The organism is Neptunomonas sp. XY-337 (assembly GCF_004959845.1).
GTDB lineage: Bacteria > Pseudomonadota > Gammaproteobacteria > Pseudomonadales > Balneatricaceae > Neptunomonas > Neptunomonas marina.
Map to the genome: position 1 here is coordinate 93,207 of NZ_SPLL01000002.1, position 21,939 is coordinate 115,145.

The 21,939-nt window shown below is 49.7% G+C and carries 23 protein-coding genes and 1 riboswitch; of the genes, 15 read left to right on the forward strand and 8 right to left on the reverse strand.

The genetic code is table 11. The features are described from left to right. Nucleotides 1-34 precede the first annotated feature (34 nt). On the reverse strand, nucleotides 35-1,270 hold the full coding sequence (locus tag E4L36_RS04080) for a pyridoxal-dependent decarboxylase, exosortase A system-associated (protein WP_240770670.1): 1,236 nt from the start codon (nucleotides 1,268-1,270) through the stop codon (nucleotides 35-37). Further along, entirely contained in the window at nucleotides 1,267-2,844 is a 1,578-nt protein-coding gene (locus tag E4L36_RS04085) for an acyl-CoA ligase (AMP-forming), exosortase A system-associated (protein WP_136679344.1), read from the reverse strand. The genes E4L36_RS04080 and E4L36_RS04085 overlap by 4 nt, the downstream gene beginning before the upstream one ends. A 111-nt stretch (nucleotides 2,845-2,955) precedes the next feature. Between E4L36_RS04085 and E4L36_RS04090 the strand changes: the two genes are divergently transcribed. From E4L36_RS04090 to E4L36_RS18055, 5 genes are all read left to right on the forward strand, one after another. Then, the gene (locus tag E4L36_RS04090) at nucleotides 2,956-3,744 is read left to right on the forward strand and encodes a serine protease (protein WP_136679345.1); all 789 of its coding nucleotides are present in this window, start codon (nucleotides 2,956-2,958) and stop codon (nucleotides 3,742-3,744) included. 9 nt (nucleotides 3,745-3,753) lie between these two features. Next, entirely contained in the window at nucleotides 3,754-4,281 is a 528-nt protein-coding gene (locus E4L36_RS04095; RefSeq protein WP_136679346.1) for a low molecular weight protein-tyrosine-phosphatase, read from the forward strand. A gap of 34 nt (nucleotides 4,282-4,315) precedes the next feature. Next, nucleotides 4,316-4,921, forward strand: a complete 606-nt coding sequence (locus E4L36_RS04100) for a peptidoglycan-binding domain-containing protein (protein WP_136679347.1) — start codon at nucleotides 4,316-4,318, stop codon at nucleotides 4,919-4,921. Nucleotides 4,922-5,079: 158 nt separating this feature from the next. Then, nucleotides 5,080-5,250: a hypothetical protein gene (locus E4L36_RS17785; protein WP_164847085.1), complete on the forward strand. Its 171-nt coding sequence runs from the start codon at nucleotides 5,080-5,082 to the stop codon at nucleotides 5,248-5,250. 30 nt (nucleotides 5,251-5,280) lie between these two features. Continuing rightward, the gene (locus E4L36_RS18055) at nucleotides 5,281-5,403 is read left to right on the forward strand and encodes a hypothetical protein (RefSeq protein WP_276317515.1); all 123 of its coding nucleotides are present in this window, start codon (nucleotides 5,281-5,283) and stop codon (nucleotides 5,401-5,403) included. Between the two features lie 51 nt (nucleotides 5,404-5,454). Here the strand turns inward: E4L36_RS18055 and E4L36_RS04105 are convergent, their stop codons facing one another. Then, entirely contained in the window at nucleotides 5,455-5,937 is a 483-nt protein-coding gene (locus tag E4L36_RS04105; RefSeq protein ID WP_127694273.1) for a YajQ family cyclic di-GMP-binding protein, read from the reverse strand. Nucleotides 5,938-6,035: 98 nt separating this feature from the next. Here E4L36_RS04105 and E4L36_RS04110 point away from each other — a divergent pair, with 98 nt between their 5' ends. From E4L36_RS04110 to E4L36_RS04130, 5 genes are all read left to right on the forward strand, one after another. After that, complete coding sequence (locus tag E4L36_RS04110; protein WP_169051465.1) at nucleotides 6,036-6,968, forward strand: 2-dehydropantoate 2-reductase; 933 nt, start codon at nucleotides 6,036-6,038, stop codon at nucleotides 6,966-6,968. Between the two features lie 29 nt (nucleotides 6,969-6,997). Further along, nucleotides 6,998-7,885 carry a polyphosphate kinase 2 gene (gene ppk2 / locus E4L36_RS04115; RefSeq protein WP_136679349.1) on the forward strand — a complete coding sequence of 296 codons (888 nt, stop codon included), beginning with the start codon at nucleotides 6,998-7,000 and terminating at the stop codon, nucleotides 7,883-7,885. Between the two features lie 14 nt (nucleotides 7,886-7,899). Next, nucleotides 7,900-8,127, forward strand: coding sequence for a phosphatase (locus tag E4L36_RS04120; RefSeq protein WP_127694271.1), 228 nt, complete (start codon nucleotides 7,900-7,902; stop codon nucleotides 8,125-8,127). A gap of 69 nt (nucleotides 8,128-8,196) precedes the next feature. Continuing rightward, a riboswitch (cobalamin riboswitch) is annotated at nucleotides 8,197-8,391 on the forward strand. Between the two features lie 29 nt (nucleotides 8,392-8,420). Then, entirely contained in the window at nucleotides 8,421-10,214 is a 1,794-nt protein-coding gene (locus E4L36_RS04125; protein ID WP_136679350.1) for a TonB-dependent receptor, read from the forward strand. Nucleotides 10,215-10,226: 12 nt separating this feature from the next. Further along, complete coding sequence (locus E4L36_RS04130) at nucleotides 10,227-10,790, forward strand: cob(I)yrinic acid a,c-diamide adenosyltransferase (protein ID WP_346763623.1); 564 nt, start codon at nucleotides 10,227-10,229, stop codon at nucleotides 10,788-10,790. Between the two features lie 134 nt (nucleotides 10,791-10,924). Here the strand turns inward: E4L36_RS04130 and E4L36_RS04135 are convergent, their stop codons facing one another. The 3 genes from E4L36_RS04135 to E4L36_RS04145 all read right to left on the reverse strand — a co-directional run bounded on the left by E4L36_RS04135 (nucleotide 10,925) and on the right by E4L36_RS04145 (nucleotide 14,021). Then, on the reverse strand, nucleotides 10,925-11,611 hold the full coding sequence (locus tag E4L36_RS04135) for a choice-of-anchor E domain-containing protein (RefSeq protein WP_169051466.1): 687 nt from the start codon (nucleotides 11,609-11,611) through the stop codon (nucleotides 10,925-10,927). Between the two features lie 146 nt (nucleotides 11,612-11,757). Beyond that, on the reverse strand, nucleotides 11,758-12,438 hold the full coding sequence (locus E4L36_RS04140; RefSeq protein ID WP_169051467.1) for a choice-of-anchor E domain-containing protein: 681 nt from the start codon (nucleotides 12,436-12,438) through the stop codon (nucleotides 11,758-11,760). Nucleotides 12,439-13,136: 698 nt separating this feature from the next. After that, complete coding sequence (locus E4L36_RS04145) at nucleotides 13,137-14,021, reverse strand: hypothetical protein (RefSeq protein ID WP_169051468.1); 885 nt, start codon at nucleotides 14,019-14,021, stop codon at nucleotides 13,137-13,139. Nucleotides 14,022-14,121: 100 nt separating this feature from the next. On the opposite strand from E4L36_RS04145, the gene E4L36_RS04150 reads away from it, so the two are divergent. Beyond that, a complete protein-coding gene (locus E4L36_RS04150) occupies nucleotides 14,122-15,033 on the forward strand; it encodes a LysR family transcriptional regulator (protein ID WP_169051469.1) in 912 nt (303 codons plus the stop codon). 33 nt (nucleotides 15,034-15,066) lie between these two features. Here the strand turns inward: E4L36_RS04150 and E4L36_RS04155 are convergent, their stop codons facing one another. Together E4L36_RS04155 and E4L36_RS04160 are read right to left on the reverse strand one after the other, a co-directional pair. Beyond that, a complete protein-coding gene (locus tag E4L36_RS04155; RefSeq protein ID WP_136679354.1) occupies nucleotides 15,067-16,638 on the reverse strand; it encodes a fatty acyl-CoA synthetase in 1,572 nt (523 codons plus the stop codon). Between the two features lie 103 nt (nucleotides 16,639-16,741). After that, the gene (locus E4L36_RS04160; protein WP_136679355.1) at nucleotides 16,742-17,749 is read right to left on the reverse strand and encodes an AraC family transcriptional regulator; all 1,008 of its coding nucleotides are present in this window, start codon (nucleotides 17,747-17,749) and stop codon (nucleotides 16,742-16,744) included. A 136-nt stretch (nucleotides 17,750-17,885) separates the two neighbouring features. Here E4L36_RS04160 and E4L36_RS04165 point away from each other — a divergent pair, with 136 nt between their 5' ends. The 4 genes from E4L36_RS04165 (at nucleotide 17,886) to E4L36_RS04180 (ending at nucleotide 21,919) form a co-directional block, all read left to right on the forward strand. Beyond that, a complete protein-coding gene (locus E4L36_RS04165; protein ID WP_136679356.1) occupies nucleotides 17,886-18,653 on the forward strand; it encodes an SDR family NAD(P)-dependent oxidoreductase in 768 nt (255 codons plus the stop codon). Nucleotides 18,654-18,662: 9 nt separating this feature from the next. Next, the gene (locus E4L36_RS04170) at nucleotides 18,663-19,805 is read left to right on the forward strand and encodes an acyl-CoA dehydrogenase family protein (RefSeq protein WP_136679357.1); all 1,143 of its coding nucleotides are present in this window, start codon (nucleotides 18,663-18,665) and stop codon (nucleotides 19,803-19,805) included. Between the two features lie 9 nt (nucleotides 19,806-19,814). Then, on the forward strand, nucleotides 19,815-21,011 hold the full coding sequence (locus tag E4L36_RS04175) for a lipid-transfer protein (RefSeq protein WP_206064506.1): 1,197 nt from the start codon (nucleotides 19,815-19,817) through the stop codon (nucleotides 21,009-21,011). A gap of 98 nt (nucleotides 21,012-21,109) precedes the next feature. Further along, complete coding sequence (locus tag E4L36_RS04180) at nucleotides 21,110-21,919, forward strand: DUF1338 domain-containing protein (protein WP_136679359.1); 810 nt, start codon at nucleotides 21,110-21,112, stop codon at nucleotides 21,917-21,919. Nucleotides 21,920-21,939: the final 20 nt, after the last annotated feature.

Genomic DNA, 21,939 nt, shown 5'->3' on the forward strand with positions numbered 1-21,939 from the left:
TAAACCCCAGAGGCTGATCTCTGGGGTTTAGCTGTTAAAGCAGGATTTGTTTTGGCTCTGGGTGGCTTAAAAAGTCGCGTGGGCTTGCTGTAAACCCATAAGCTCCTGACTGAAATACGGCGATGTAATCACCAATGTTCACAGGCGGAAGGGTCGTCTTATCTGAAATAATGTCGAGCGGTGTACAGAGTGGGCCAACAATATTAACTTTCTCTGGCATATCACTTGTCATGCGGTTCGCAACACATACCGGGTAGTTTTTGCGAATGATCTGTCCAAAATTACCCGATGCAGATAAGTGGTGGTGTAAGCCGCCGTCTGTTACTGCGAATGTTTCTCCGCGAGACTCTTTGATGTCGGTAATTCGGCAGATATAAACCCCGGACTCTCCGACGAAAAAGCGCCCAAGCTCCATCACTATCTCAGCGCCCGGTAGGCGCGTGGCAGCTTCCTGCATGAGCACCTGTAGATTCGCAGCCACTTCATCAAGAGGCAAGTATTGCTCGCCAGGGAAGTAGGGGATGCCTAAACCGCCGCCGATATTGAGCCACTGCAGAGGTGCGGGAGCGGTTTGCGCAAGGCGGTAAGCCAGCTCAAACGTCTTGGTGTGAGCTTCAATAAGAGACTCAGCTTTAAGGTTTTGCGAGCCGCTGAATATATGGAAGCCTCTAAAGTCCAGCTCTAACTCTGCGCAGCGTGCTAGCATCGCGGGTACGCGTTCGGCATCAACTCCGAACGCTTTCGGACCACCGCCCATTTTCATACCTGATGACTTGAGCTCGAAGTCTGGATTCACACGAATGGAAACGATAGGTGTGAGTTGTAAAGTCTTTGCAAGAACGGCAATGCGCTCCATCTCGCCTTCAGACTCCATGTTGATCATGATGCCTGCTGCGATCGCCGCAGTGAGTTCTTTATCGGTTTTTCCTGGGCCTGCGAAGCTAATCGTGTCTGGGGCGATACCCGTATCCAGCGCAACTTGCATTTCGGCCATTGATGCGACATCGATACCATCGGTCAAGCCTGCCATGTGGTGCACAACAGCGGGCATGGGGTTGGCTTTCATGGCGTAATGCAAATGAAGCTGCTCAGGGAAAAGATTGCGCAGCTCTTGCACTTTTTGCGTCATGACACTGCGGTCATATGCGTAAAAGGGGGTTTGCCCAATACGCGCAGCCAGCCGCTCCGCTGTTTGACCACCAATGAGCAGCTGGTTATCTGCCGTTGAAAAGTATTTCATTTCAACATGCTTTGGGGCTTCCTTTTTCACTGCTCTGACTCCTCAAAAATATTAGCGTAGGTCGTATATAGCGTTTTACGGTCAATTTTTCCGTTCTGGTTACGCGCCAGTGCCTCTACAAAGTAGATCGCTTTTGGCAGCATGAAGTTGGGCAGCTCTTTTTGCATGGCGGAAAGGATATCTCGCTCTTCTACGGGCTGCTCATGCGTCATCACAAGGACGACTGCTTGCCCCAGTTGAGGGTGAGGAATGCCAAGCGCAACAGCTTCTTTGATCAGCCCGCTGCTGTAGAGCACCTCCTCGATCTCCGTTGGGCTAACTCGGTAGCCGGATGTCTTGATCATCTCGTCCTTTCGGCCAACAAAGTAGAGGTAGCCCTCCTCATCCCGTTTAACTTGATCTCCCGACCAAACGGCAAGTTCAGGAAGTGTGAGCTCTGCGGCTTTTGCTGGCGCTGGCTTAAAGCGCTCTGCCGTTTTTGCGGGGTCATTCCAATAGCCGAGTGAAACGAGAGACCCGCGATGAACGAGTTCACCAACCTCGCCCGGAGCGCATTCGGTGCCATCTTCGCGAACAACCATCACTTCAGCATTGGGAATCGCTTTGCCCATCGATTCGGGACGGATATTTACTTGGTCCGGCGGTAAGTAGGTCGAGCGAAACGCTTCAGTAAGCCCATACATTAAGTAGAAGTCAGTGTTTGGTAATGAGGCTTGCAGCTTTTGTGTCGTGGCAATGGGCATCGCTCCACCGCTGTTGGTGATATAGCGCAGGCATTGTGCTGCTTCATCTGGCCATGGTAGGTCAGCAAGCTGGTTCCAAAGGGGCGGTACCGCAGCTAAGCCGGTAATACCATAGCGGGCAACAGCTTTGATCACATCACGTGGTAACAGATACTCCATTAATACAACTTGCGCACCAACAGAGAACGCGGTTGTTAGTTGGCTCAAACCATAGTCAAAACTAAAGGGGAGTACCGCAAGCAACTTATCAGAGGGTGTGTTAACAAGATACGTCGCTACGCTATTAGCGCCTGCAATCATATTGCGATGCGAGAGTACAACGCCCTTTGGGTTACCGGTGCTGCCAGAGGTGTACATAATCGCGGCTACATCGGCATCAATAACGGTAGGCAGGCTCTGCTGCGTTGATATTTCTTGTGCAAAACGCTGCACTGCAAGGTGGTGTGTTTCATCCGGCAGTGGTTTGTCATCAGTCAATGTGACTGTGCGTAGGTCGTGACAATGCTCAAGCTCTTCACGCAGCAGCTTGAAGCGATCTGTCGCTGTGATGAGGACTCTGACGTTGCAGTCTTTGAGTATGTACGCGACTTGGTTAGGTTTTAAAAGTGGGTTGATAGGAACGAATACGGCTCCCGCGCGCGAAGCACCAAACATGGCAACGACCGCCTGCGGTATTTTAGGCAGGTAGATCGCGATGCGTTCCCCTTTTTGCAGGCCATCTTCGAGCAGTTGCGCACTGAAGCGGCTAACCTCTTCAGCGAGTTCAGCATAGGTATAGGTGGTGTCTTTAAATTGTAGTGCGGGTGCTGCAGGGGTTTGGCTTGCCTTGTAATGTATCAGATCGCCTACTAATTCCGGCATGTTCGCGTCCTTAGGCCATAAATTACGGGGAAAATCTGTCAAAAAACTATTATAGCGATTTGAGAAAACCTGTATATGTAGTTTAATAAAGTGAACCCAAAGGGAGGCTGAATGTCTTTGAATTTCAAGCGGATCTTGGCCTGTTTTATCGGCTTATTTTTATGGTGCTCAAATAGTATTGCCGCACCTCTTCCTGATGTTATCGCAGCCATTGAGAAAAGCGTGGTAGCCGTGGGTTCGGTCACACCCAATAAGAGGCTTGCTACGGGGCGCCCAGCTGCGATTTATGGCGGAACGGGGTTTGTTGTAGGCTCTGGTAATCTTGCTGTGACTAATTATCACGTGGTGGGTGAGCAGAAGCTTGATGATGCCAAAGGTGAGCGTTTAGCTGTTTTTAGTGGCCGAGGTAAGAGCGCCAAGGGGCGTTTGGCTGAGATCGTCGCAGTTGATAAGGCGCACGACCTTGCAATTTTGAGATTTGAAGGCCCTGCGTTGCCGAGTGTTAAACTAGGTAACTCGGAGTGGCGTCGTAGCGGCGAGAGTATTGCACTTACGGGGTTTCCTGTGGGTATGGTGTTGGGATTGTATCCTGTGACTCATCAGGGGATCATTTCCGCCATCACGCCGATTGTAACGCCTGCCTACAACAGTAAAAAACTCACAGCCCAGCAGATTAAGCGTATCCGCGCACCGTTCGAGGTTTATCAGCTTGATGCAATTGCTTACCCCGGCAATAGTGGCAGTGCCGTGTATTTGGCAGAGTCGGGCACGGTGATTGGTGTGGTCAATAGTGTGTATGTTAAAGGCACGAAAGAGTCGGCCCTCTCTTCACCCACTGGGATTACCTACGCGATACCTGTTAACTATGTGCGCCGATTGCTGTCATCGATATCGCCCTAGGGAGTTTGCATGTTACGCCGAATATTTGAAAAGGTGCTTAAGAGCGAGCCAGAAAGTAAAGTGCTGGTGGTCTGCATGGAGAACATTTGTCGTTCCCCGATGGCTGAAGGTGCTCTTAAAAGGCAGCTTGAACTGGCGGGGGTTGGTACTCGGGTTAAAGTAGAGTCCGCCGGCGTTATTGTATCGGCGCCGCGCTCCTTGCCTGATGTCCGCGCAGTGAGCGTATCACAGACGTGGAATATTGATATTCGTAAGGTTCGATCCAGAAAAATCAGTACAGAAGATTTTTTTGATTATGATTACATCTTGGCAGCGGATCAGCCGGTTTTAAACAAGCTAATCGCTATAAAGCCTGCTAATGCGCATGCAGTGCTGTCTCTGTTCCTGACGTTTGCTGGGAACAATGAGCGCGCGGACCTACCAGACCCGTACTTTGGTACGCGGGCTGGCTTTGAAACAATCATGGATCTAATCGGTGGCGCAGCGCCGTCTATTGTTGATCGCATCGTTCAAGAAAAGTTAACACCGAAAGGTTAGACTAGTTATTTTATTAGGATACGAGGTAGAGAGCATGAAAGGAAAAATTCTGGCTACAGCGATGGCTGCATGCCTATTGGGCAGCAACGTACAGGCGTCTGATAGCAATGGCTCCTACGCGATTAAAGGAGCGGGTTTAGGTAGCTGTGCGAAGTTTTTGGAGTCTGTAAAAGCACAGGATAACTTGTATTACGTTTACGGTGGTTGGGTAGAAGGCTACCTGACAGCAATGAATCGTCACCAAGCGGATACTTTCGATATCGCACCGTGGCAGAGTACGGCTCTTATGTTGAAAATCGCTGAGTCTTTTTGTGCTAAGCGCCCGGATATGCAGTTCCACCAAATAGTCAGCAGTATTACCCAAACACTGGATAGTGACCGTTTGTCATCAGGTGGTGAGTTTAAGAATTTAGGCACAAAAGAGAAGCCTATTATTCTGCAAGCGCAGATGATCAAGATTATTCAGCAAGCGTTAGCGGATCTTGGGTTCTTGGGCGGCAGTGTTGACGGTGTTTACGGTGATGGAACAAAAGACGCATTGGGCAAGTTCCAAGAATCAAAAGGTTTGGTAGCGACTCGTCTTCCAGATCAAGGGACGTTGTTTGAACTTTTCAAAGCGCAAAAGTCACAAGGGCAATAAGCCTTCTTTAGTAAAAAAAAGCCGCTTGATGCGGCTTTTTTTATATTTAATAAAAATATAATAATATGGACTTTACTTTAAATATCTAGTGCACTACTTTGTATATACTAAATATATGCAGTGTGCTCGCATCATTCTGATAACTTAGAGGGGTTCCGATGGGAGCCAAGAAAAAGCCGAAAGATAGCCAACTGGTTATTCGTATAAACAAAGCTGAACGTGATGAATTTGTTGAGCTTTGTGATGAGCTGGATACGAGCGCAGCGCGTGAGATTCGTCGTTTTATTAGGCAGTTCCTAAAAGAGCAGTCTGAAAAGGGCGGTGACTGAATCCAATAGAAACGTTATATGGAGTTAACAATGGCTAAGAAGAAGCTAACAGCGAAATCGATCAAAAAGAACATCAAAGCGCGCGAAGCAAAAATTGCTAAGCACGAAGGTAAGCTGAAGAAGTTGAAAAAGCTTCTCAAAAAAGCAAAGTAAACTAGATACAAAAAAGGGCGATTTAAGATCGCCCTTTTTATTGCTCAACCATTAGTCTCTAAAGTTGTTGAACTGCAAAGGTAGTTCAATATCAGCGTCTTTGAGTAACGCAATGGTCTGCTGGAGATCATCGCGCTTCTTACCCGTGACGCGAACCTTCTCGCCCTGAATCTGTGTCTGGACTTTTAGTTTACTCTCTTTAATGGTCTTGGTGATTTTTTTGCACATAGGCTGATCTAAGCCCTGCTTGAGAATAAGCTCTTGTCGAGCTTTTACGCCTGATAGCTCAGGGTCCTTCTCTTCGATGCACTTGATATCGATATTACGTGCGATCATCTTTGCACGCAGGACTTCGATCATTTGGCGCAGCTGAAAATCAACTTCTGCTTCCAGTGAAACGCTGTCTTCGTTTTGCGTAAAAGAGGCGCTTACACCCTTAAAGTCATAGCGAGTCTGTAATTCACGGTTGGCTTGGTCAACCGCATTTGTCACTTCGTGCTTATCTAGCTCCGAAACGATGTCGAATGATGGCATAGTCGATAATCTCCTGTTTTTCCGATAGTTTACCGCAAGGTCAAGAGGCTTTTAAGCGGTGAGCCATGGGCAAAGCGCACAATTACAGAAGGTTTTTCATGAACTGGCATATTTTAGGTGGCGGAGCTATCGGGCTTCTATGGGCGTTTAAGTTGTCTCAGGCGGGCCATCAGGTGACGGTCATTGTCAGGGATAACAGTGCACGTGAACAGTTACGTGTAAACGGGCTGCACATTATTAGTGCGAAGACGAAAAAAATGCTAACTCAGCTACGATATGTGGCGCCAAGCCAAACTGAGGCAATATCCCATCTGTTGGTGGCAACGAAGTCTTATCAGTCTGTTGCTGCCATACAGCAGATTCAGCCATGCCTCGAAGAGGGGGCGCATGTTGTGTTGTTACAAAACGGAATGGGGCAGCATGAGGAGGTTGCGCAACTGTGTAAGCAGCAGACTGTCTACGCTGCACTTACCACAGATGGTGCTTTCAAAGAGACACCAGTGCGCGTGGTGTGGGCGGGTGTAGGTGAAACGTTTATAGGGCGTTTATCGGGTGCTTCGGGTGAGCGCCTCTTTGAAGATATTCCAGATGTCGCCATCGTTGATAATATTCTTCAACAGCTGTGGTGCAAGGTTGCGATTAACGCGGCAATTAACCCGTTGACCGCGTTACATGATTGCCGAAACGGGGACCTGATACGGTGTGCGGAGCTACGCCAAAAAATGGAAGCTGTTTGCGAAGAGGTTGAGAAAATAGCGGCGGCTTTAGCGCAGCCGCTTTTCCGTGAGGGCCTGTTTACACGTGCTTGTGCTGTGGCTCAAGCAACGGCTCAGAACTACTCATCGATGCATCAAGATATCCATCATAAGCGTCAGACCGAAATCGAATATATGACTGGCTTCTTATGTCGAAAAGCAGATGACTTAGGCCTAGAAGTGCCGGTAAATCAGTATTTATATCAACAGATTAAATGTTTAGAGAGCGCGTCTGACGTAGGTCAAGGTGTGCAGCTCACAAGAGGAGGAAGATAGAAAACAACAACTGTTAAAAGGAGGCAAACATGAACCAGGCAAGTGCAGTACCCATGGAGGTGAATGAAGCTAGCACGAACGATACCGCATCATCGATGATGGGGTTGCCAACCGGTCTTCCTGAGGAATATCCCTATAAAGAGAAGCTGTCTCGCAAAGATTACGAAGCGATGAAAAAAGAGCTTCAAATTGAGCTACTCAAGATGCAAAGCTGGGTACGCGATTCAGGTGAGCGAATCGTTATCTTGTTTGAGGGCCGCGATGCGGCAGGCAAAGGTGGCACAATTAAGCGCTTTATGGAGCATATGAACCCGCGGGAAGCTAAGGTAGTGGCATTGGAGAAGCCAACCGAGGTGGAAAAGGGGCAGTGGTATTATCAGCGCTACATTCAGCATCTGCCAACTCAAAGTGAAATCGTTATGTTTGACCGCTCATGGTACAACCGGGCGGGCGTAGAGCGTGTCATGAACTTCTGTTCACCTGCTGAGTACCTTGAGTTTATGCGTCAAACGCCGGACTTTGAACGTATGTTGGTTCGCAGTGGTATTCGCCTATTCAAGTTCTGGTTTTCAGTGAGCCGTGATGAGCAGTTCCGCCGCTTCCAAGCGCGTAAAGTCGATCCTCTTAAGCAATGGAAACTATCGCCGATCGATCTTGCTTCTCTCGACAAATGGGATGCATACACCGAAGCGAAGGAGGCGATGTTCTTTTACACTGATACGGCAGATGCGCCTTGGACTGTGATCAAGTCTGACGATAAAAAGCGCGCCCGTATTAATGCGATGCGTCACGTACTTCATTCGCTGCCATACCCCAATAAAAATGCCGACATACTGCTGGAACCGGACCCACTGATCGTCGGTACTGCCAGCGATATTCATGAACAAGACGAACATATTTTGTTGCCGAATAGTTAATAAGGAGCTGTTATATGTCTCAGAACCAAAATCAGCATTCAAAACAAGTTGTTGCTTCGTTTAAAAGCAAACTATCAGCTGACGTTGTGGCGCAGATCGGTGAAGAAAACTTCGGCGCGCTCGAGCTGATCGTTGAATCAGCGATGAGCACTGCAGTATTGGAAGAGCTTGAAAAAGCCGCCGATAAGGTGGAAGTACTCGCACATGACATTCGTAGTTTCGCTGAACATTACGACAGATAAGCAGCCATGACTCCCCCTGGCGATCAGCCAGGGGTTCAAATTGAACAACCTCGCGACACCCTGTACACTCCCCGCACACTCTCTTCAGGTGCCCTTTTTGGGGTAAACGGGAAGCTGGTGCGCTTTCGCAAATCCAGCGCTGCCCCCGCAACGGTAATTGATGTTAATGCTTTTTAGTGGCCACTGGCTGACGCCGGGAAGGTAAAAAAGCTGTGCTCGCACGCGTCATGAGCCCGGATACCGGCCTGATGTTCTTTAACCCCTGCGCGGTGGGCGCGTTTCAAGGTGATCAAATGAAAACACTGACTTTTCTGGGTGCTACGTTCGTGGCATCGACTGCGGTAGCAGACATTACAACGCTAGATGCAGTGGCGGTAACAGCAACTCGACAAGCGGAAAGGGTAGATCAAACGCTTGCTAATGTATCTGTAATTACACGAGAACAGATCGAAAAAATGCAGGCGCGAGACTTAGCCGAAGTGATCAGCCACGTTGCTGGTGTGGAAGTGGTGCGCAGTGGTGGTGCTGGCCAGATTACTTCTATTTTTACACGCGGTACTGAAAGCGATCATACATTGGTGCTTGTTGATGGGGTCAAAATTAACCCGGGCACATTGGGCTCAGCAAATTTGAGCGTTATCCACCCTGATATTATCGAGAAGATCGAGGTGGTCAAAGGGCCTCGCTCTGCGTTGTATGGCTCAGAGGCGATTGGTGGTGTTATTCATATCTTTACGCGCCAAAGTGGGCCGGCTTTTTCAGGTGCAGTAACGATGGGAACCGATAGTCTTCAAGAAGTATCGGTTAACGGTTACACAACCCTTGAGCAAGGAACACAGGTTTCATGGGGTGCTGTTAAAACTGAAACGGGTGGCTTTCCGACGTACCGTGACGCCGATCATGATAGCGGACACGATAACTTGTCCTTTCACTTAGGTGCACGTCATACATTTAACGAGACTGACGTTAACCTGAGTGTGCAGTCACGCCGTGGTAATACTGAATACTCTGCACAAGATTACAGTAACTTTCCTGACGTTGCATTGAAGCCGGTGGATCAGGATTTTACACAGCACTTGATCAGTGTGAGTGCTGAGAATGAAGTGTCAGAGCGTTGGGTGACGCGTTTACAGGCAGGGTACTTCTTTGATGAGCTAATACAGAATCAATCTCCAGACTTTGTTGAGACGGAGCGTTTTCAACTGGATTGGGAAAATGATTTCGAGCTTGATGCGCATCTTTTAACAGCGGGCGTTTCCCTTCAAGAAGAGAACATTCAGTCTCTTTCGTTTGGCAGTGGTTTTGATGAGTCAATTACAACTAAGGCCATCTTTCTGCAGGATAGTATCGCGTTCGGTGCTCACTCTCTGCTTTTCGCAGGTCGTTATACGGACCATGAGAACTTTGGCACAAAAGCAACTTGGGAAGCGAGTTACGGGTATACGTTTAATGAACACCTGAATGTTTTTGCCAGTGCAGCAACAGCATTTCGGGCGCCCAGTGCGCCAGATCTTTATGGCTACGGCGGTAACCCAGATCTGAAAGCGGAAGATGCACGTAACATCGAACTAGGTATTAAATACCGTATTGGTTCAGATCAAGCAGTGACAGCAACTGCCTTCCATAATGATATCGACAATCTCGTTGAATTCGTTGAGGTTGAGCCGTTTGTTTATCAGGGCCGCAACGTAGCGCGGGCTCGTACGCAAGGCGTTGAGTTAACGCACGAAGCTACTTGGGGTGCGGTGAGCTGGCAAACGTCCGTAGCACTACAAAGCGCCAAGAATCGCGATACTGGCGCACGCTTGCTGCGACGAGCTCAGCGCTCACTGACGAGTCGTATCTATCACGATTTAGGACGTCTGGGTTATGGCTTTGAGTTCATTGCACAGAGCGATAAACGTGACTTTGGCGCAGATATCGCAGGTTACGGTATCGTCAATGCGACACTACGGTATCAGCTAGCACCTGCATGGGTGGTAGAGGGTAAGGTGCTCAACCTCTTCGATAACGACTACGAGCAGGTTGCGGGTTACAACACGCAAGGCTTTGGTGGGCTGGTTTCGATCGTATACCGACCCAACTAACTTTCAGAGGTGATGATAGTGTCGAACAGGCTAACGCGTATTTACACTCGCGGTGGAGATAAAGGGGAAACTTCGCTTGCGAATGGCAACCGGGTTTCTAAAGCCAGTCTTCGGGTAGAAGTGCTCGGCGCTGTCGATGAGCTTAACAGCGCATTGGGCGTTTTAGATGCGCACTTGCGTTACGAACGGAAGGTTGTACACCCGTTTGTGCGTGAGATTCAGAATCGCTTATTTGATATTGGTAGTGAGCTTGCCGTAGCCGACAGCGAGTATGTAGTTATCCAAGCGGCGATGGTTGAGGCGTTGGAGTGCGAGTTAGATCAGCTCAATGAGCAGTTACCGCCGTTGAAAGAGTTTATTCTTCCTGGTGGGAACATCGCCGCTGCGCATTGTCATATGGCGCGAGCGATCTGCCGCCGTGCTGAGCGCTTATTTGTTGCTTTGCAAGAAAGCGAAGCAATTAATCCCGAGGCGATGCGCTTTCTAAACCGTTTGTCTGACTACCTGTTCGTGTATGCGCGCAGCCTTGCAAACGAGGATGGTGCTTGCGAAGTGTTCTGGCAAAAAAGCCGCTAACCGTTTGTGCTCTGCATAAAAAACCAGCTGCTCGGCTGGTTTTTTTTATCTCTCGTGTTTGGCTCTTTCAGCAGATCAACAACGACAAAAACCCGCAATTAAGCGGGCTTTTGCAGGAGGACTTTCGCTGTTGGTTACTTCGCTTTTTTCTTGCGCGCAGAAAATGCGAGTAAGCCAGCACCTAGCAGTGCTAGAGAACCCGGTGCAGGAACCTGTGCAGGATCGTTAGCGGCTTCTTCAATGAAGTATTTCACAGTGTAGGTTGCAGAAGCAAAAGACGATTGCTCTGACGTGTAGTTGCCACCGACCACTGTTAGAATGATATTTGCGGTTGCCTCTAAATCTACAGTAAAGGTGCCATTACCCGCAAAGTTAGCTAGTTCGCTTGCAACAGTAACCTCTGCTGCGTCAAAGTCTTGACCTTCTAGGCGGCCGAACGAGTATGTTTGGCCGGCTGGGAGGCGAGTTCCACTAGCTTTTGTCGAAGGGGATACATCGATATCCAGTTTAGGGCCACCGACACTGATATTTGAAATAATTTCAGCGCCGAATGTGCCTTCCGCACTGCGTACGAAAGTCGTTGGTGTTAGCTCGAAGGTCGTGAATGAAAGCCCTTCTAGTGTTAGCTCGACTTTCTGTAACTCACGGCCACCAAAGTCAGCAGCATTGTACAGGTTAAAAGTAAAGGTGCGATCCCAAGTGGTAGCGGTACGCTCAACGGTCTGGATCTGTGTTGGGCCTGCTTGAATGAGTGCAGCGGATGCCGTGCCAGCCATTAAACTGAATGCAGCGGCTGTTATCAGTTGTTTTGCGAAAGTCATCTTAATCTCCATGTTCAACCTAATCGATATTTGCGCATTGCTATCGAATCCCTAGTGTACTGCTTCCAAGGTGTTGCTGATTTGGTAACAACTTGAAGCACCACACTGTGAAAACTGCCCTCCGTTAAGAGGGCAGAATATCTGTCTTACGCCGCTTTACGCTTACGAGACATTGCTAGCAAGCCTAGGCCGAATAGTGCCAAAGATGCTGGAGCAGGAACAGAAGCTGCTGGTGGCAGCTCTTCAACGTAGTACTTAACTGTGAAGTTACCTAGCGCTCGAGCTTCTTGCTCAGATACGTAGTTACCACCTACTGCATTGAATGTGATGCTAGCAAGGGCTTCTAGTTGCACGTTAAACGTGTCAGTACCAGTAAATCCAGCCAAAGTTGCAGCATCTGTGTGTTCTGTACCTTTAGCGTCAGAGCCTTCTAGCAAACCAAAATCGTATTTAACGTTTTGTTCTACGCGATCAGTAGCGCCTTTAGCTGTTGGGTTAACATTGATAGCAATCAGACCAGAGGTTACAGAAACGTCTGCGTAGATTTTAGCGCCGAAGTCACCGCTTGCTTCTCGAACAGCGCTGTTTGTTGGTGTGAAATTGAATGTTGTCGCAGATTCACCAGACAGTTCAAGCTCAACACGTTGCAGAGCACGGCCATCGAAGTTAGCTGGATTGAATAGGTCAAATGTTAGCGTGTGGTTCCAAATAGTAGCTTCGTAACCGTAGCCACCTGTTTGAGTTTGAACCAACTCAAGTGCTGCTGATGCAGATGTTGCTGCTACTGTAAGAACTGCTGCTGCCAAAGCTTTTTTAGCGAATGCCATTTTCATAATCTCCGTGTTCCGTTTGCGCCAGTGCAAAGGGTTTCAATTTGTAAGCACGAAGTATTTAGCATGTGGTGTGCCAACTTTTTATCTTGGTTATAAAAAAGTTTAAAAAAATTTATTATGTCGCTTTTTGGTGTCTTATTTTTAACCTTGTTGGTGGTTTTGTGATTTATTGCAGACATTTATTAAGGTTTTCTGATGTTTTGTGCGCGGTCTTAGTATGAATTTTCTGCACTGTGTGGACAAAAAGTGAGCCTTGTAAAATTAGCTGACGTTCAAAAATAGGAATCCGGTTAAATCAAACTAAGCGGTTCGGTTTGGTTCACTTCCGGTTTAGTTTCAAGCACTTTTACTGCTTAAGTGAACGCTTATTAAGATTCAGGTCAATTATCTGCCCCATTGTGTATGGGTGTTCACCTAGTGTTTGTAAAAAATGCTGACATTCGTCTCTAAGTGAATACATTTCAATGTGTGCGTGAGTATATGGGTACGCGCTGTCTAGGAATATTTCAGCAAAGGCAAAAAGCGTTTTTTCCTGTTTTAAAGGGCCAACGCCGCTTTTTGACTCTATTTGGGCTGCTTTACTTTAAGACGAGATAGGGTTGGCAAGAAACGAGAGGGCGCGATCTACGTTTGGTTGTTGGACAGTGTTAGGCAACAACGAGGGCGTCGCTGCCTAACTGAGAGGTGAGGTGCTAGTTGGTTTTTTCTTGAAAAATTTCTGGTTTATTGAAATCGGACCTTGTAACAACTGAGCCACTAGATGTTACGGAGTTGGATTTTTCCCAATACTCGATCGTGTTGAACCAGCCCAAGTCAGCTGTGTAGTTTAAACTCGAAGCCACAAATTTTGAGCCCCTATCCACGATAGCCATATTTTTTCGATGGTTACTATCGTAGAGATAGTAACCATAATCTCGGTACGAATATGAGCCGGCTATAGGCGTGCTTTCACCGTTAACGACCATGACTAAACTGTAGTCAACTTGGCTTTGAGTGACGTTCATCGTACCAGACACACTGAACTCACCGCCCTCAGAGTCTAGTACCAGATCGTTTTGCAAATGAATGGTCATGCGAGCTAGCGTGTAAGCCCCCGCAAGGTTTTGATCCACCTTTCCTGTGACGACAAACGATTGCTTAGATTGGCTCCACTCCAGCATTGAGGTTGTTCCAGCGCTAGGGAAGTTTTCAACCGTGACTGCCTTCGTTTTTCCAGCTAGATACTCACTCCCACCGGACTTGACCGACCGAAAGTCTCGGCGTGTTAGCAGTTGGCCGTCCGTATAAACTTCAATCGTGTGGGCGCCCTCGGTCAGGCCGCTGTAGTTAAGCAGCAAAGAGAATCCAGTTTCTGCATGGCCGCAAATATTAGTCGTGTCGCCACGTAAGGTGCCGGTGCCGGCGTTACCAATTGAGCGGCCATCGATAAATACTTCTACCTGTTGTGCGGAGCAATCCCAGCCAGAGATAACACCAATGCCTGATTCAACGGCGTTAGGTTGCGGGTTTTCCAAACTGCCAGTAGCAAATGTACTTGAGCTGGCTGCCAGCAATAGCAATGAAGCGCAGAGACGCATAGATTACTCCTTTAATTTATGTCTCAAAAGGACGCTTAGCCTACTATTAATTAAGTTAATGTATATAGGTCTTTATCCTATTTATCAGGAGGAGCTATTGTTGAGTGAACACCATCAGTCTTTACCGCTCAAAGCGCTGTCTTACTTTGCGGTTGTCGCTCAGGTTGGAAGCTTTAAACGCGCTGCAGATAAGCTATGTGTGACCCCACAGGCGATTAGTATTCAAATGAAAGCGCTAGAGCAGCAACTTGGAGTAGCGCTGTTCTCTCGTCACGCATCAGGTGTTGTGCTAACCCCAGCGGGCGAGCTGTTAGCGGAGTATGTTGATCGCGGGTTAGCTTTGCTGGATCAAGGCGTCACGTTGGCAAAGTGCACACAGAAAACGCACTTTCGCATCAATATATCGCCTTGGTTTGCGGTGCATCGGGTATTACCGCTGTTGGAAACATTTGAGTCAACGTTATCCGATGTTGAGCTGTTTATTGGTACTCAGGTTGCGATGAGCGATAGCGACTGGCGCTCGATTGATCTTGCGATCCAGTGGGGCTTTGGCGAATGGCCCGCCGAGCACAAGCGCCTTTTACAGCGCGATGACAAGTACCTTGTCTGTGCCCCGGCTTTGAAAGCTCGCTCTGTGCTATCGAAGCCGGAAGACCTACAGCACCAGCGTATTATCTGCACGCCCCTGTCGATTGAGCTTTGGCAGCGTTATGCAAGAACGTTGGGCATTGACCTGTTGCGCGAACGGCAGTTCTTGATCGTTGATAGTATCGCCAGTCAGGTGGAAGCGACAAAGCAGGGGCTAGGTGTTGCGCTTGTCAGCGATAATGTCGCGCAGCAGGGGGTAGCTGCAGGTGAGATGGTGATGCCGTTAGGTGATCGGGCACTGAGTGAGATTAATCCGTCGCTGGTGCCGGGGTACTGGCTGGTGATACCGACCCACTGCCGCCAGTTTGAGATCGCTGCCATGTTTGAAAGCTGGTTAACTGAGACCTTAGCGATACCCAGCTAGCTCTAGCTGAGTATCGCCATTGTGATAAAGGACTTATGAAAACTGTTCTGCGTATTGGTCGCGTAGTGCACGTTTAAGCAGCTTACCCGCAGTGTTTTTCGGCAGTTGAGCTTGGAAAGCGATCGCTTTAGGCACCTTGAAGGGCGCTAAGTGATTGTGGCAGTGGGCAATGAGGGCCGCTTCATCCACCTCAGCTCCCTCTTTGAGAATCACAACAGCGGTGATCGCCTCGATCCACTTATCATGGGGCGTACCAATTACCGCGACCTCAGCAACAGCCGGGTGTAGGTAGAGTGCTTCCTCCACATCACGGCTTGCAACTAAGACACCGCCGGTGTTCACCACGTCTTTAATGCGATCAACAATGTAGATAAAGCCGTCGTCATCGACGTAGCCAAGATCGCCTGAGTGGAACCAGCCGCCGCTAAACGCTTCTGCTGTTTCATCGGGTTTGTTCCAGTAGCCCACCATTAAATGGGGCGAGCGATGGATAATTTCACCTCGCTCTCCGGGTTGGCAATCCTCCATTGTGACGGGGTTGACGATACGCGTCTCCACGGACATAGCCGGTTTACCGACCGATGCCAGCCGCCCATTAATATCATCTGGACTCAAAACGGTCGCTAACGGCGCCATCTCGCTCTGGCCATAGCAGTTAAAGAGTCGCGACCCGGTTAGGCGCTCGCCGAGCTCCACCACAATGGGCTCTGGCATAATCGAGGCACCATAATAGATGTTCTTTAAGGTGCTCAGGTCATGTGCGTCGAAGCCGCTGTCGCGCAGCAAACCGATCCATACTGTGGGTGGCGCAAATAGTGAATTGATCTTCTCTTGGCTGATCGCCTCAAAAACATGCTGCGCAACCGGTGCTTCCATTATGTAGCTTAATGCGCCGATCATCAGAGCGGGCATCGTGAATACGTGCATTTGTGCCGAATGATAGAGCGGCAGCGCCGCAAGCGAGCGGTCGGATGTTTTTAATTCCAGCAACTGGATGCAGCTCATGTATTCAGTCATAAAGGAGCGATGTGTATGCATCGCGCCTTTGGGGTGAGAAGTGGTGCCCGAGGTATAGAGAATCTGAACAAGGTCAGTGTCTTGCACTGTGACCTTAGGAGGTGTTGTGGGTTGTTCGCTCTGTGCGTAAGCGAGTATATCAAGAGCTTGAGTGGCGCTGCTGCGCAAAGTGCCGCAAAGCTTCACATCGGTGGTGTCTAGAATCGCTTCTGCATTGGCGAGTAGAGCATCGTCGCAAAATAGTGCTCGTGCGCCTGACTGGGATAAAAGATAGCTCAGCTCTTCACTGACGAGGGCAAAGTTAATCGGCACATGCACAAGGCCTGAGCGTGCACAGGCTAACCAGAGGATGAGGTAGGCATCGGAGTTTTTGCCGTAAGCGGCAACGCGATCACCCTTGCTCAGACCAAGATCGAGTAACGCATTTGCAACACGGTTAACGGCATCACTCAGTGCTTGGTAGCTCCACCTGCGCTCATTAAAAACAATCGCTTCGCGGGTGGCGTAGCGCCGTACGGCGCGGTCTAGACCGCTGCCAATGGTATTGGCGGTGGAACAGCTAACTTCAGGTAGCATCTCGACAGACATGACGTGTCCTCACTTTTATTATTCTTTTGCGATGCTATTGAGTCTCTTGGAGTCGTGGGCTGCACGCAATGATCTAACTGTCCATACCATTTAACCGAAACGGTCAGCGGGTTTGCGCTGTGTGATAACTACTTGGAGGAACGCCGGTCCAGCTTTTGAATGCGCGGCAGAACGCTGCTTGTTCGGTAAAGCCGGTGAGTAGGCTGATATCGGCGATGCTGAGCGACTCGTCTAGCAGCAGGCGGATGGCGGTATCTTGGCGTAACTGGTCTTTTAAACGCTGAAAGCTGACATCCTCCTCCTTGAGTTTTCTACGCAACGTTCGAGAGGTCATATTGAGTGACTGCGCCACGCTTTCTAGTGTGGGCAGCTGCGCGACCCCGCACTGCACTAGGTGGCGCTTAACACGCGTGGCAATAGAGGTGTCTTGACCAACACGGCGCAGCACTTCGAGTGGCGATGAACGCAGGAAACCGGCAAGCTCATGGGGCTTACGTACAATAGGAGCTGCCAGTAGGCGCGCGGGCAGAGTAAAGCCAGAGGCGGTGCTGTTAAACACGAGCGCTCCTGGAAACATGGGAGGGTACTCTGCGACATGTGAGGGCTGCGGATAATTAAAATAGGTGGACTGGAACGCTAACTGCTCGTTGACTAGCCAGCAGCTAAAGCGCTGCCACATGAGCAGCAAAAACTCTTGGAAGAAGTGATCGGTATCGAGGTCCTTTGTTTTCAGGGTGAGCTTGAAATCAGCAAGGTCGTCGCGTTGTGTGAGTGCCAGATCGAGGTCGGAATGGACACAGCTGTAAAAGCGCGCACTTTGTTGCAGCATCCCGCCAAGTGTTCGTGTATGGAGCACCGATTCTGCCATCAGTGCGAACACGCCATTCTTACAAGGTGAGGCGGTAAGCCCCATAAACTCGTCGCCGGTTTCACGCCAAACGGCCTTTATCAATCCTGCTAGTTGCTCTTCACAGATGCGCTCCTGCGCTTGGCGATAAGCCTGCAGAGGGATCTCCGCTTGTGCGAGCAACTGCTCCACTGAGACCCCTTGAGCCACCGCGCCACGTATCGCCGCTTCGATGTAGTGATTGGAAACCGGTTTCTTCTTCATATTGCGTACGGGTTGAATTTTATTGTGGGCACGAAACGAATATGGACGTTTTGGTTAAATAGAACGTCAGGAACGATCATAGCCCCAATACGCGAGCAGCGGAATACTCAAGCTTTTCGATCAGTGGGCATATGAGATGAAAGTAGAAGGAAAAGTTGCCGTTGTGAGCGGTGGAGCATCGGGGTTAGGGCTTGCAACCTGTGAGCATCTGTTAAAACTGGGCGCGCGGGTTATTGTGCTTGATCTAAATAAGGCTGCCGGTGATGCATTAGCGACACGTTTTCCACAGCAGGCCTTTTTTGCACCAACTGATGTCACCTGTGAGGCAAATGTGCGCAGCAGTATCGAAACGGGTGTTGATCAATTTGGCCAGCTGGATATCTGTGTTAACTGCGCGGGCATCGTGGCAGCGGGGAAAGCGTTGGATCGGGATGGTCATGCTGCACCCCTCGCACCCTTTCGCAAAGCGATCGATATCAATCTGGTGGGTGTGTTCAATGTTTTGTGTGTTGCTGCTGAGAAGATGGCTACTAATGAGCGTACAGATGATGATCGTGGTGTCATCATCAACACCGCGTCCGTAGCAGCATTCGATGGGCAAACCGGCCAAGCGGCCTACAGTGCAAGTAAGGCGGGCATTGTTGGCATGACGTTACCGTTAGCGCGTGATCTAGCCGCGAGCAACATCCGCGTGATGACGATTGCTCCGGGGCTATTCGATACACCCATGATGCAGTCTTTACCCGAGAGTGTACGTGAGCCGCTGATCACGATGATGCAATCCCCGCAGCGGTTTGGTGATCCGGCTGAGTTTGCGGCGCTATGTCAGCATATTATCGAAAACCGCTATCTCAATGGCGAAGTGATCCGTCTTGATGCGGCTATCCGCATGGAACCGCGTTAGGAGGTGAGCATGAGTGAAGAGCTAACGATCTATCGGGACATGGTTAAACGTGCTTTAGAGGCTGAGGTCGCGCCTTTTTACGACGACTGGGAGCGCACTGGAGCTTTGCCGAAAGCGTTATGGCAAACATTGGGGGCGGCAGGGCTCTTAGGTGTTGATATGCCAGAGGAGTATGGCGCAGCAGGTGCGAGCTTTGAGGTCGCGCAACTGGTTGTGAATGAGATCGCACGACAAGGCTTTGGCGGGCTGGCCAGCAGCTACAACATACATGCCAATATCGTGATTCCGTACATTGCGGCGTACGGTAGCCGTGCTCAAAAGGAGCAGTGGCTACCCGCGCTTATTCGTGGCGATAAAGTTGCCGCGATTGCAATGACGGAGCCAAGCACAGGCTCCGACCTTGCCGCACTGCGTACGCGAGCGGTGCGCGATGGCGAGGAGTGGGTCATCAACGGAGCAAAAATTTTTATTACCAACGGCTGTCATGCCGATCTGGTGATCGTGTGTGCAAAAACAGACCTTAATGCCGGTGCGAAAGGGGTCTCGCTCTTTCTGGTCGATAGTACGCTGGCCGGTTTTTCTCGTGGTGCCGGTATTAAAAAGATTGGCCAGCACGCAAGTGATACGGCTGAACTCTTTTTCGATGACCTGCGCGTACCCGCTAGTGCTTTACTGGGTGAGGAGAACCAAGGTTTTGCCTATTTGATGCAGGAGCTACCGCGTGAGCGCATTGGCGTTGCGGTACAGGCCGTGGGCTCTGCACAGGGCGCATTAGCGCTGACACTAGATTATGTGCAGCAGCGCCAAGCGTTTGGCCAGCGGATTGCAGACTTTCAGAATACGCGCTTTAAACTCGCCGAACTCAAAGCTCAGCTCGAGCTATGCAAAGCGTATCTTGGCCAGTGCATACAACGCTATAACGATGGTCAGATGACCACCGAAGAGGCCTCTATTCTGAAGCTCACGGCAACCGAGATGCAGTGTAAGGTTGCTGATCAATGCTTACAGCTATTCGGCGGCTACGGCTATACGCTGGAGTATCCTATCTCGCGTTTCTATGTGGACGCGCGTGTTCAAACCATTTATGCCGGCACCTCTGAAATTATGAAAGAGATGATCGCTCGCAGCTTAATTAATCCATCGCAGCGCTAGGAGAGAGTGATGACTGTTGCATATGTTGCAGGCGTTGGTATGACACGCTTCTATAAACCTGGCCAACATCAACCTTATCGTGTGATGGTGAAAGAGGCTGTTGAGACTGCGTTACAAGACGCTGGGGTCCCATACGGCGCGGTTCAGCAAGCTTTTGGTGCGTATATCTATGGTGATAGCACCTGTGGACAAAATGCCCTCTATTCCGTTGGCATGACGGGTATTCCGATTATCAATGTGAACAACAACTGCTCCTCCGGCTCCACGGCGCTGTTTCTTGCGCGCCAAGCGGTGGCAAGTGGGGCTGCCGAGTGTGTACTTGCATTTGGCTTTGAGGAGATGCAGCCCGGAGCGTTGGCGTCTCATTGGGAGGACCGTGAATCTCCTTTCGATCCGATGCTGGGGCGTTTAAAGGAGATCGCTCCGCATACACCAGCAGGGCCTTTAGCGCTGCAGATGTTTGGCGCAGCAGGACGTGCCTATATGGAGCGTTACTCCGCTCCCGCCTCCTTGTTTGCTGAGGTTGCTGTAAAAACCAGAGCCCATGCGCTGAACAATCCTCGCTCTCTTTTTAATAAGCCACTTACGGTAGAGGAGGTGCTTAGCTCGCCAACCATCTACGATGGCTATATGACACGTCTTATGGCGTGCCCACCAACGTGTGGCGCTGCCGCGGCGATTATTTGCAGTGATGCGTTTGCCAAGCGACATGGTATTCGAAAGCCGGTCTGTATTGCTGGGCAGAGTATGACGACCGATACAGCTGATAGCTGGGATAATCCGATCGACTTGATCGGTGCTCAAATGACACAGCTAGCCACCAACCAAGCGTTGAATGAAGCCGGCGTTGATCTGGCGGATGTGGATGTTGTTGAGTTACACGACTGCTTCACCCCCAATGAAGTGATCACTTATGAGGGCTTAGGACTATGCGAAGCTGGGGAGGCGGAGCGCTTCGTTCGTGCAGGTGATCATACCTACGGTGGCCGTTTCGTGGTTAACCCTTCAGGGGGGCTTATGTCTAAAGGGCATCCTATCGGTGCGACGGGTTTAGCTCAGTGTGCTGAGCTGGTGTGGCATTTACGTGGTGATGCGGGGGCACGGCAAGTCGCCGGTGCTCGAGTGGCGCTGCAGCATAACTTAGGGTTAGGCGGTGCCGCGGTGGTCACGCTATATCAGCGTGATAGTGCATCAATGACTCTTTAAATGAGTTAAGAAAAATTTACCTAAATAGGTAAATATTATTGTTTGCTCCCTAAATTTAACTCACGCACACTGAGCGAAAAAAATGGGAGCAATTACTCATGTCAACCGCACTACCTGTTACCGAGTTTTTCGCACAGCTTTGGAAAGACTACACCCAAATCACACCCCAAGCGCAGGTGATTCACGATCTCTTTAAAGAGAGCGATGGCACTGTGGTCAACGATCATGTGGCTTTTCGTACCTTTGCGGGTACCCCCATCTGTTTGGATAACCTGGAACCGATCATCTTGTCGTTGGGCTATGAGCGCCAAGATAGCTACCGCTTTGTATCGAAGTCTTTACGCGCGCATAGTTTTATCCATCCTGACCCTGAGCAACCGAAGATCTTCTGCTCGGAGCTTTTAGTGGAGGAACTTAGCGGTGACGTACAGGCGATTATTCAGCGCTACACCGCACAGATTCAAGCAGAGACTCTGGCACCGTCTGTATTTTGGTCTGGACGTCATTGGGGTATGCCCAGTTGGGAAGACTACCAAGCGGTGATGGCTGAATCAGAGTATGGCGCTTGGTTACTAGCGATTGGTGTGCGTGTTAACCACTTCACGGTGAGTGTAAATGCCTTAACGTCGGTGGACAGTATTGAAGCAGTGCTTACGCGTGTGAAAGCAGCAGGTTACGCTGTAAATAGCGTGGGTGGTGAGGTGAAAGGCTCTCCGCAGGCTCTGCTGGAGCAAGGCTCAACGATGGCTGATCAAGAGGTATTTACGTTTGCTGGTGGCAATGAGCAACGGATACCTACCTGCTTTTACGAGTTCGCCAAACGCTATGCGGACGCTGAAGGGGTGGTCTATCAAGGCTTTGTTGAAGCGAATGCGGACAAAATTTTTGAGTCCACAAGCGCACGTTAGCCATTAAACAGCAGGCTGGG

Excerpts from the sequence above, each read along its gene's own strand:
- E4L36_RS04085 (WP_136679344.1), bottom strand. The coding sequence starts at position 2,844 with ATGCCGGAATTAGTAGGCGATCTGATACATTACAAGGCAAGCCAAACC.
- E4L36_RS04090 (WP_136679345.1), top strand. The coding sequence starts at position 2,956 with ATGTCTTTGAATTTCAAGCGGATCTTGGCCTGTTTTATCGGCTTATTT.
- E4L36_RS04095 (WP_136679346.1), top strand. The coding sequence starts at position 3,754 with ATGTTACGCCGAATATTTGAAAAGGTGCTTAAGAGCGAGCCAGAAAGT.
- E4L36_RS04100 (WP_136679347.1), top strand. The coding sequence starts at position 4,316 with ATGAAAGGAAAAATTCTGGCTACAGCGATGGCTGCATGCCTATTGGGC.
- E4L36_RS17785 (WP_164847085.1), top strand. The coding sequence starts at position 5,080 with ATGGGAGCCAAGAAAAAGCCGAAAGATAGCCAACTGGTTATTCGTATA.
- E4L36_RS18055 (WP_276317515.1), top strand. The coding sequence starts at position 5,281 with ATGGCTAAGAAGAAGCTAACAGCGAAATCGATCAAAAAGAACATCAAA.
- E4L36_RS04105 (WP_127694273.1), bottom strand. The coding sequence starts at position 5,937 with ATGCCATCATTCGACATCGTTTCGGAGCTAGATAAGCACGAAGTGACA.
- E4L36_RS04110 (WP_169051465.1), top strand. The coding sequence starts at position 6,036 with ATGAACTGGCATATTTTAGGTGGCGGAGCTATCGGGCTTCTATGGGCG.
- ppk2 (WP_136679349.1), top strand. The coding sequence starts at position 6,998 with ATGAACCAGGCAAGTGCAGTACCCATGGAGGTGAATGAAGCTAGCACG.
- E4L36_RS04120 (WP_127694271.1), top strand. The coding sequence starts at position 7,900 with ATGTCTCAGAACCAAAATCAGCATTCAAAACAAGTTGTTGCTTCGTTT.
- E4L36_RS04125 (WP_136679350.1), top strand. The coding sequence starts at position 8,421 with ATGAAAACACTGACTTTTCTGGGTGCTACGTTCGTGGCATCGACTGCG.
- E4L36_RS04130 (WP_346763623.1), top strand. The coding sequence starts at position 10,227 with ATGATAGTGTCGAACAGGCTAACGCGTATTTACACTCGCGGTGGAGAT.
- E4L36_RS04135 (WP_169051466.1), bottom strand. The coding sequence starts at position 11,611 with ATGACTTTCGCAAAACAACTGATAACAGCCGCTGCATTCAGTTTAATG.
- E4L36_RS04140 (WP_169051467.1), bottom strand. The coding sequence starts at position 12,438 with ATGGCATTCGCTAAAAAAGCTTTGGCAGCAGCAGTTCTTACAGTAGCA.
- E4L36_RS04145 (WP_169051468.1), bottom strand. The coding sequence starts at position 14,021 with ATGCGTCTCTGCGCTTCATTGCTATTGCTGGCAGCCAGCTCAAGTACA.
- E4L36_RS04155 (WP_136679354.1), bottom strand. The coding sequence starts at position 16,638 with ATGTCTGTCGAGATGCTACCTGAAGTTAGCTGTTCCACCGCCAATACC.
- E4L36_RS04160 (WP_136679355.1), bottom strand. The coding sequence starts at position 17,749 with ATGAAGAAGAAACCGGTTTCCAATCACTACATCGAAGCGGCGATACGT.
- E4L36_RS04165 (WP_136679356.1), top strand. The coding sequence starts at position 17,886 with ATGAAAGTAGAAGGAAAAGTTGCCGTTGTGAGCGGTGGAGCATCGGGG.
- E4L36_RS04170 (WP_136679357.1), top strand. The coding sequence starts at position 18,663 with ATGAGTGAAGAGCTAACGATCTATCGGGACATGGTTAAACGTGCTTTA.
- E4L36_RS04175 (WP_206064506.1), top strand. The coding sequence starts at position 19,815 with ATGACTGTTGCATATGTTGCAGGCGTTGGTATGACACGCTTCTATAAA.
- E4L36_RS04180 (WP_136679359.1), top strand. The coding sequence starts at position 21,110 with ATGTCAACCGCACTACCTGTTACCGAGTTTTTCGCACAGCTTTGGAAA.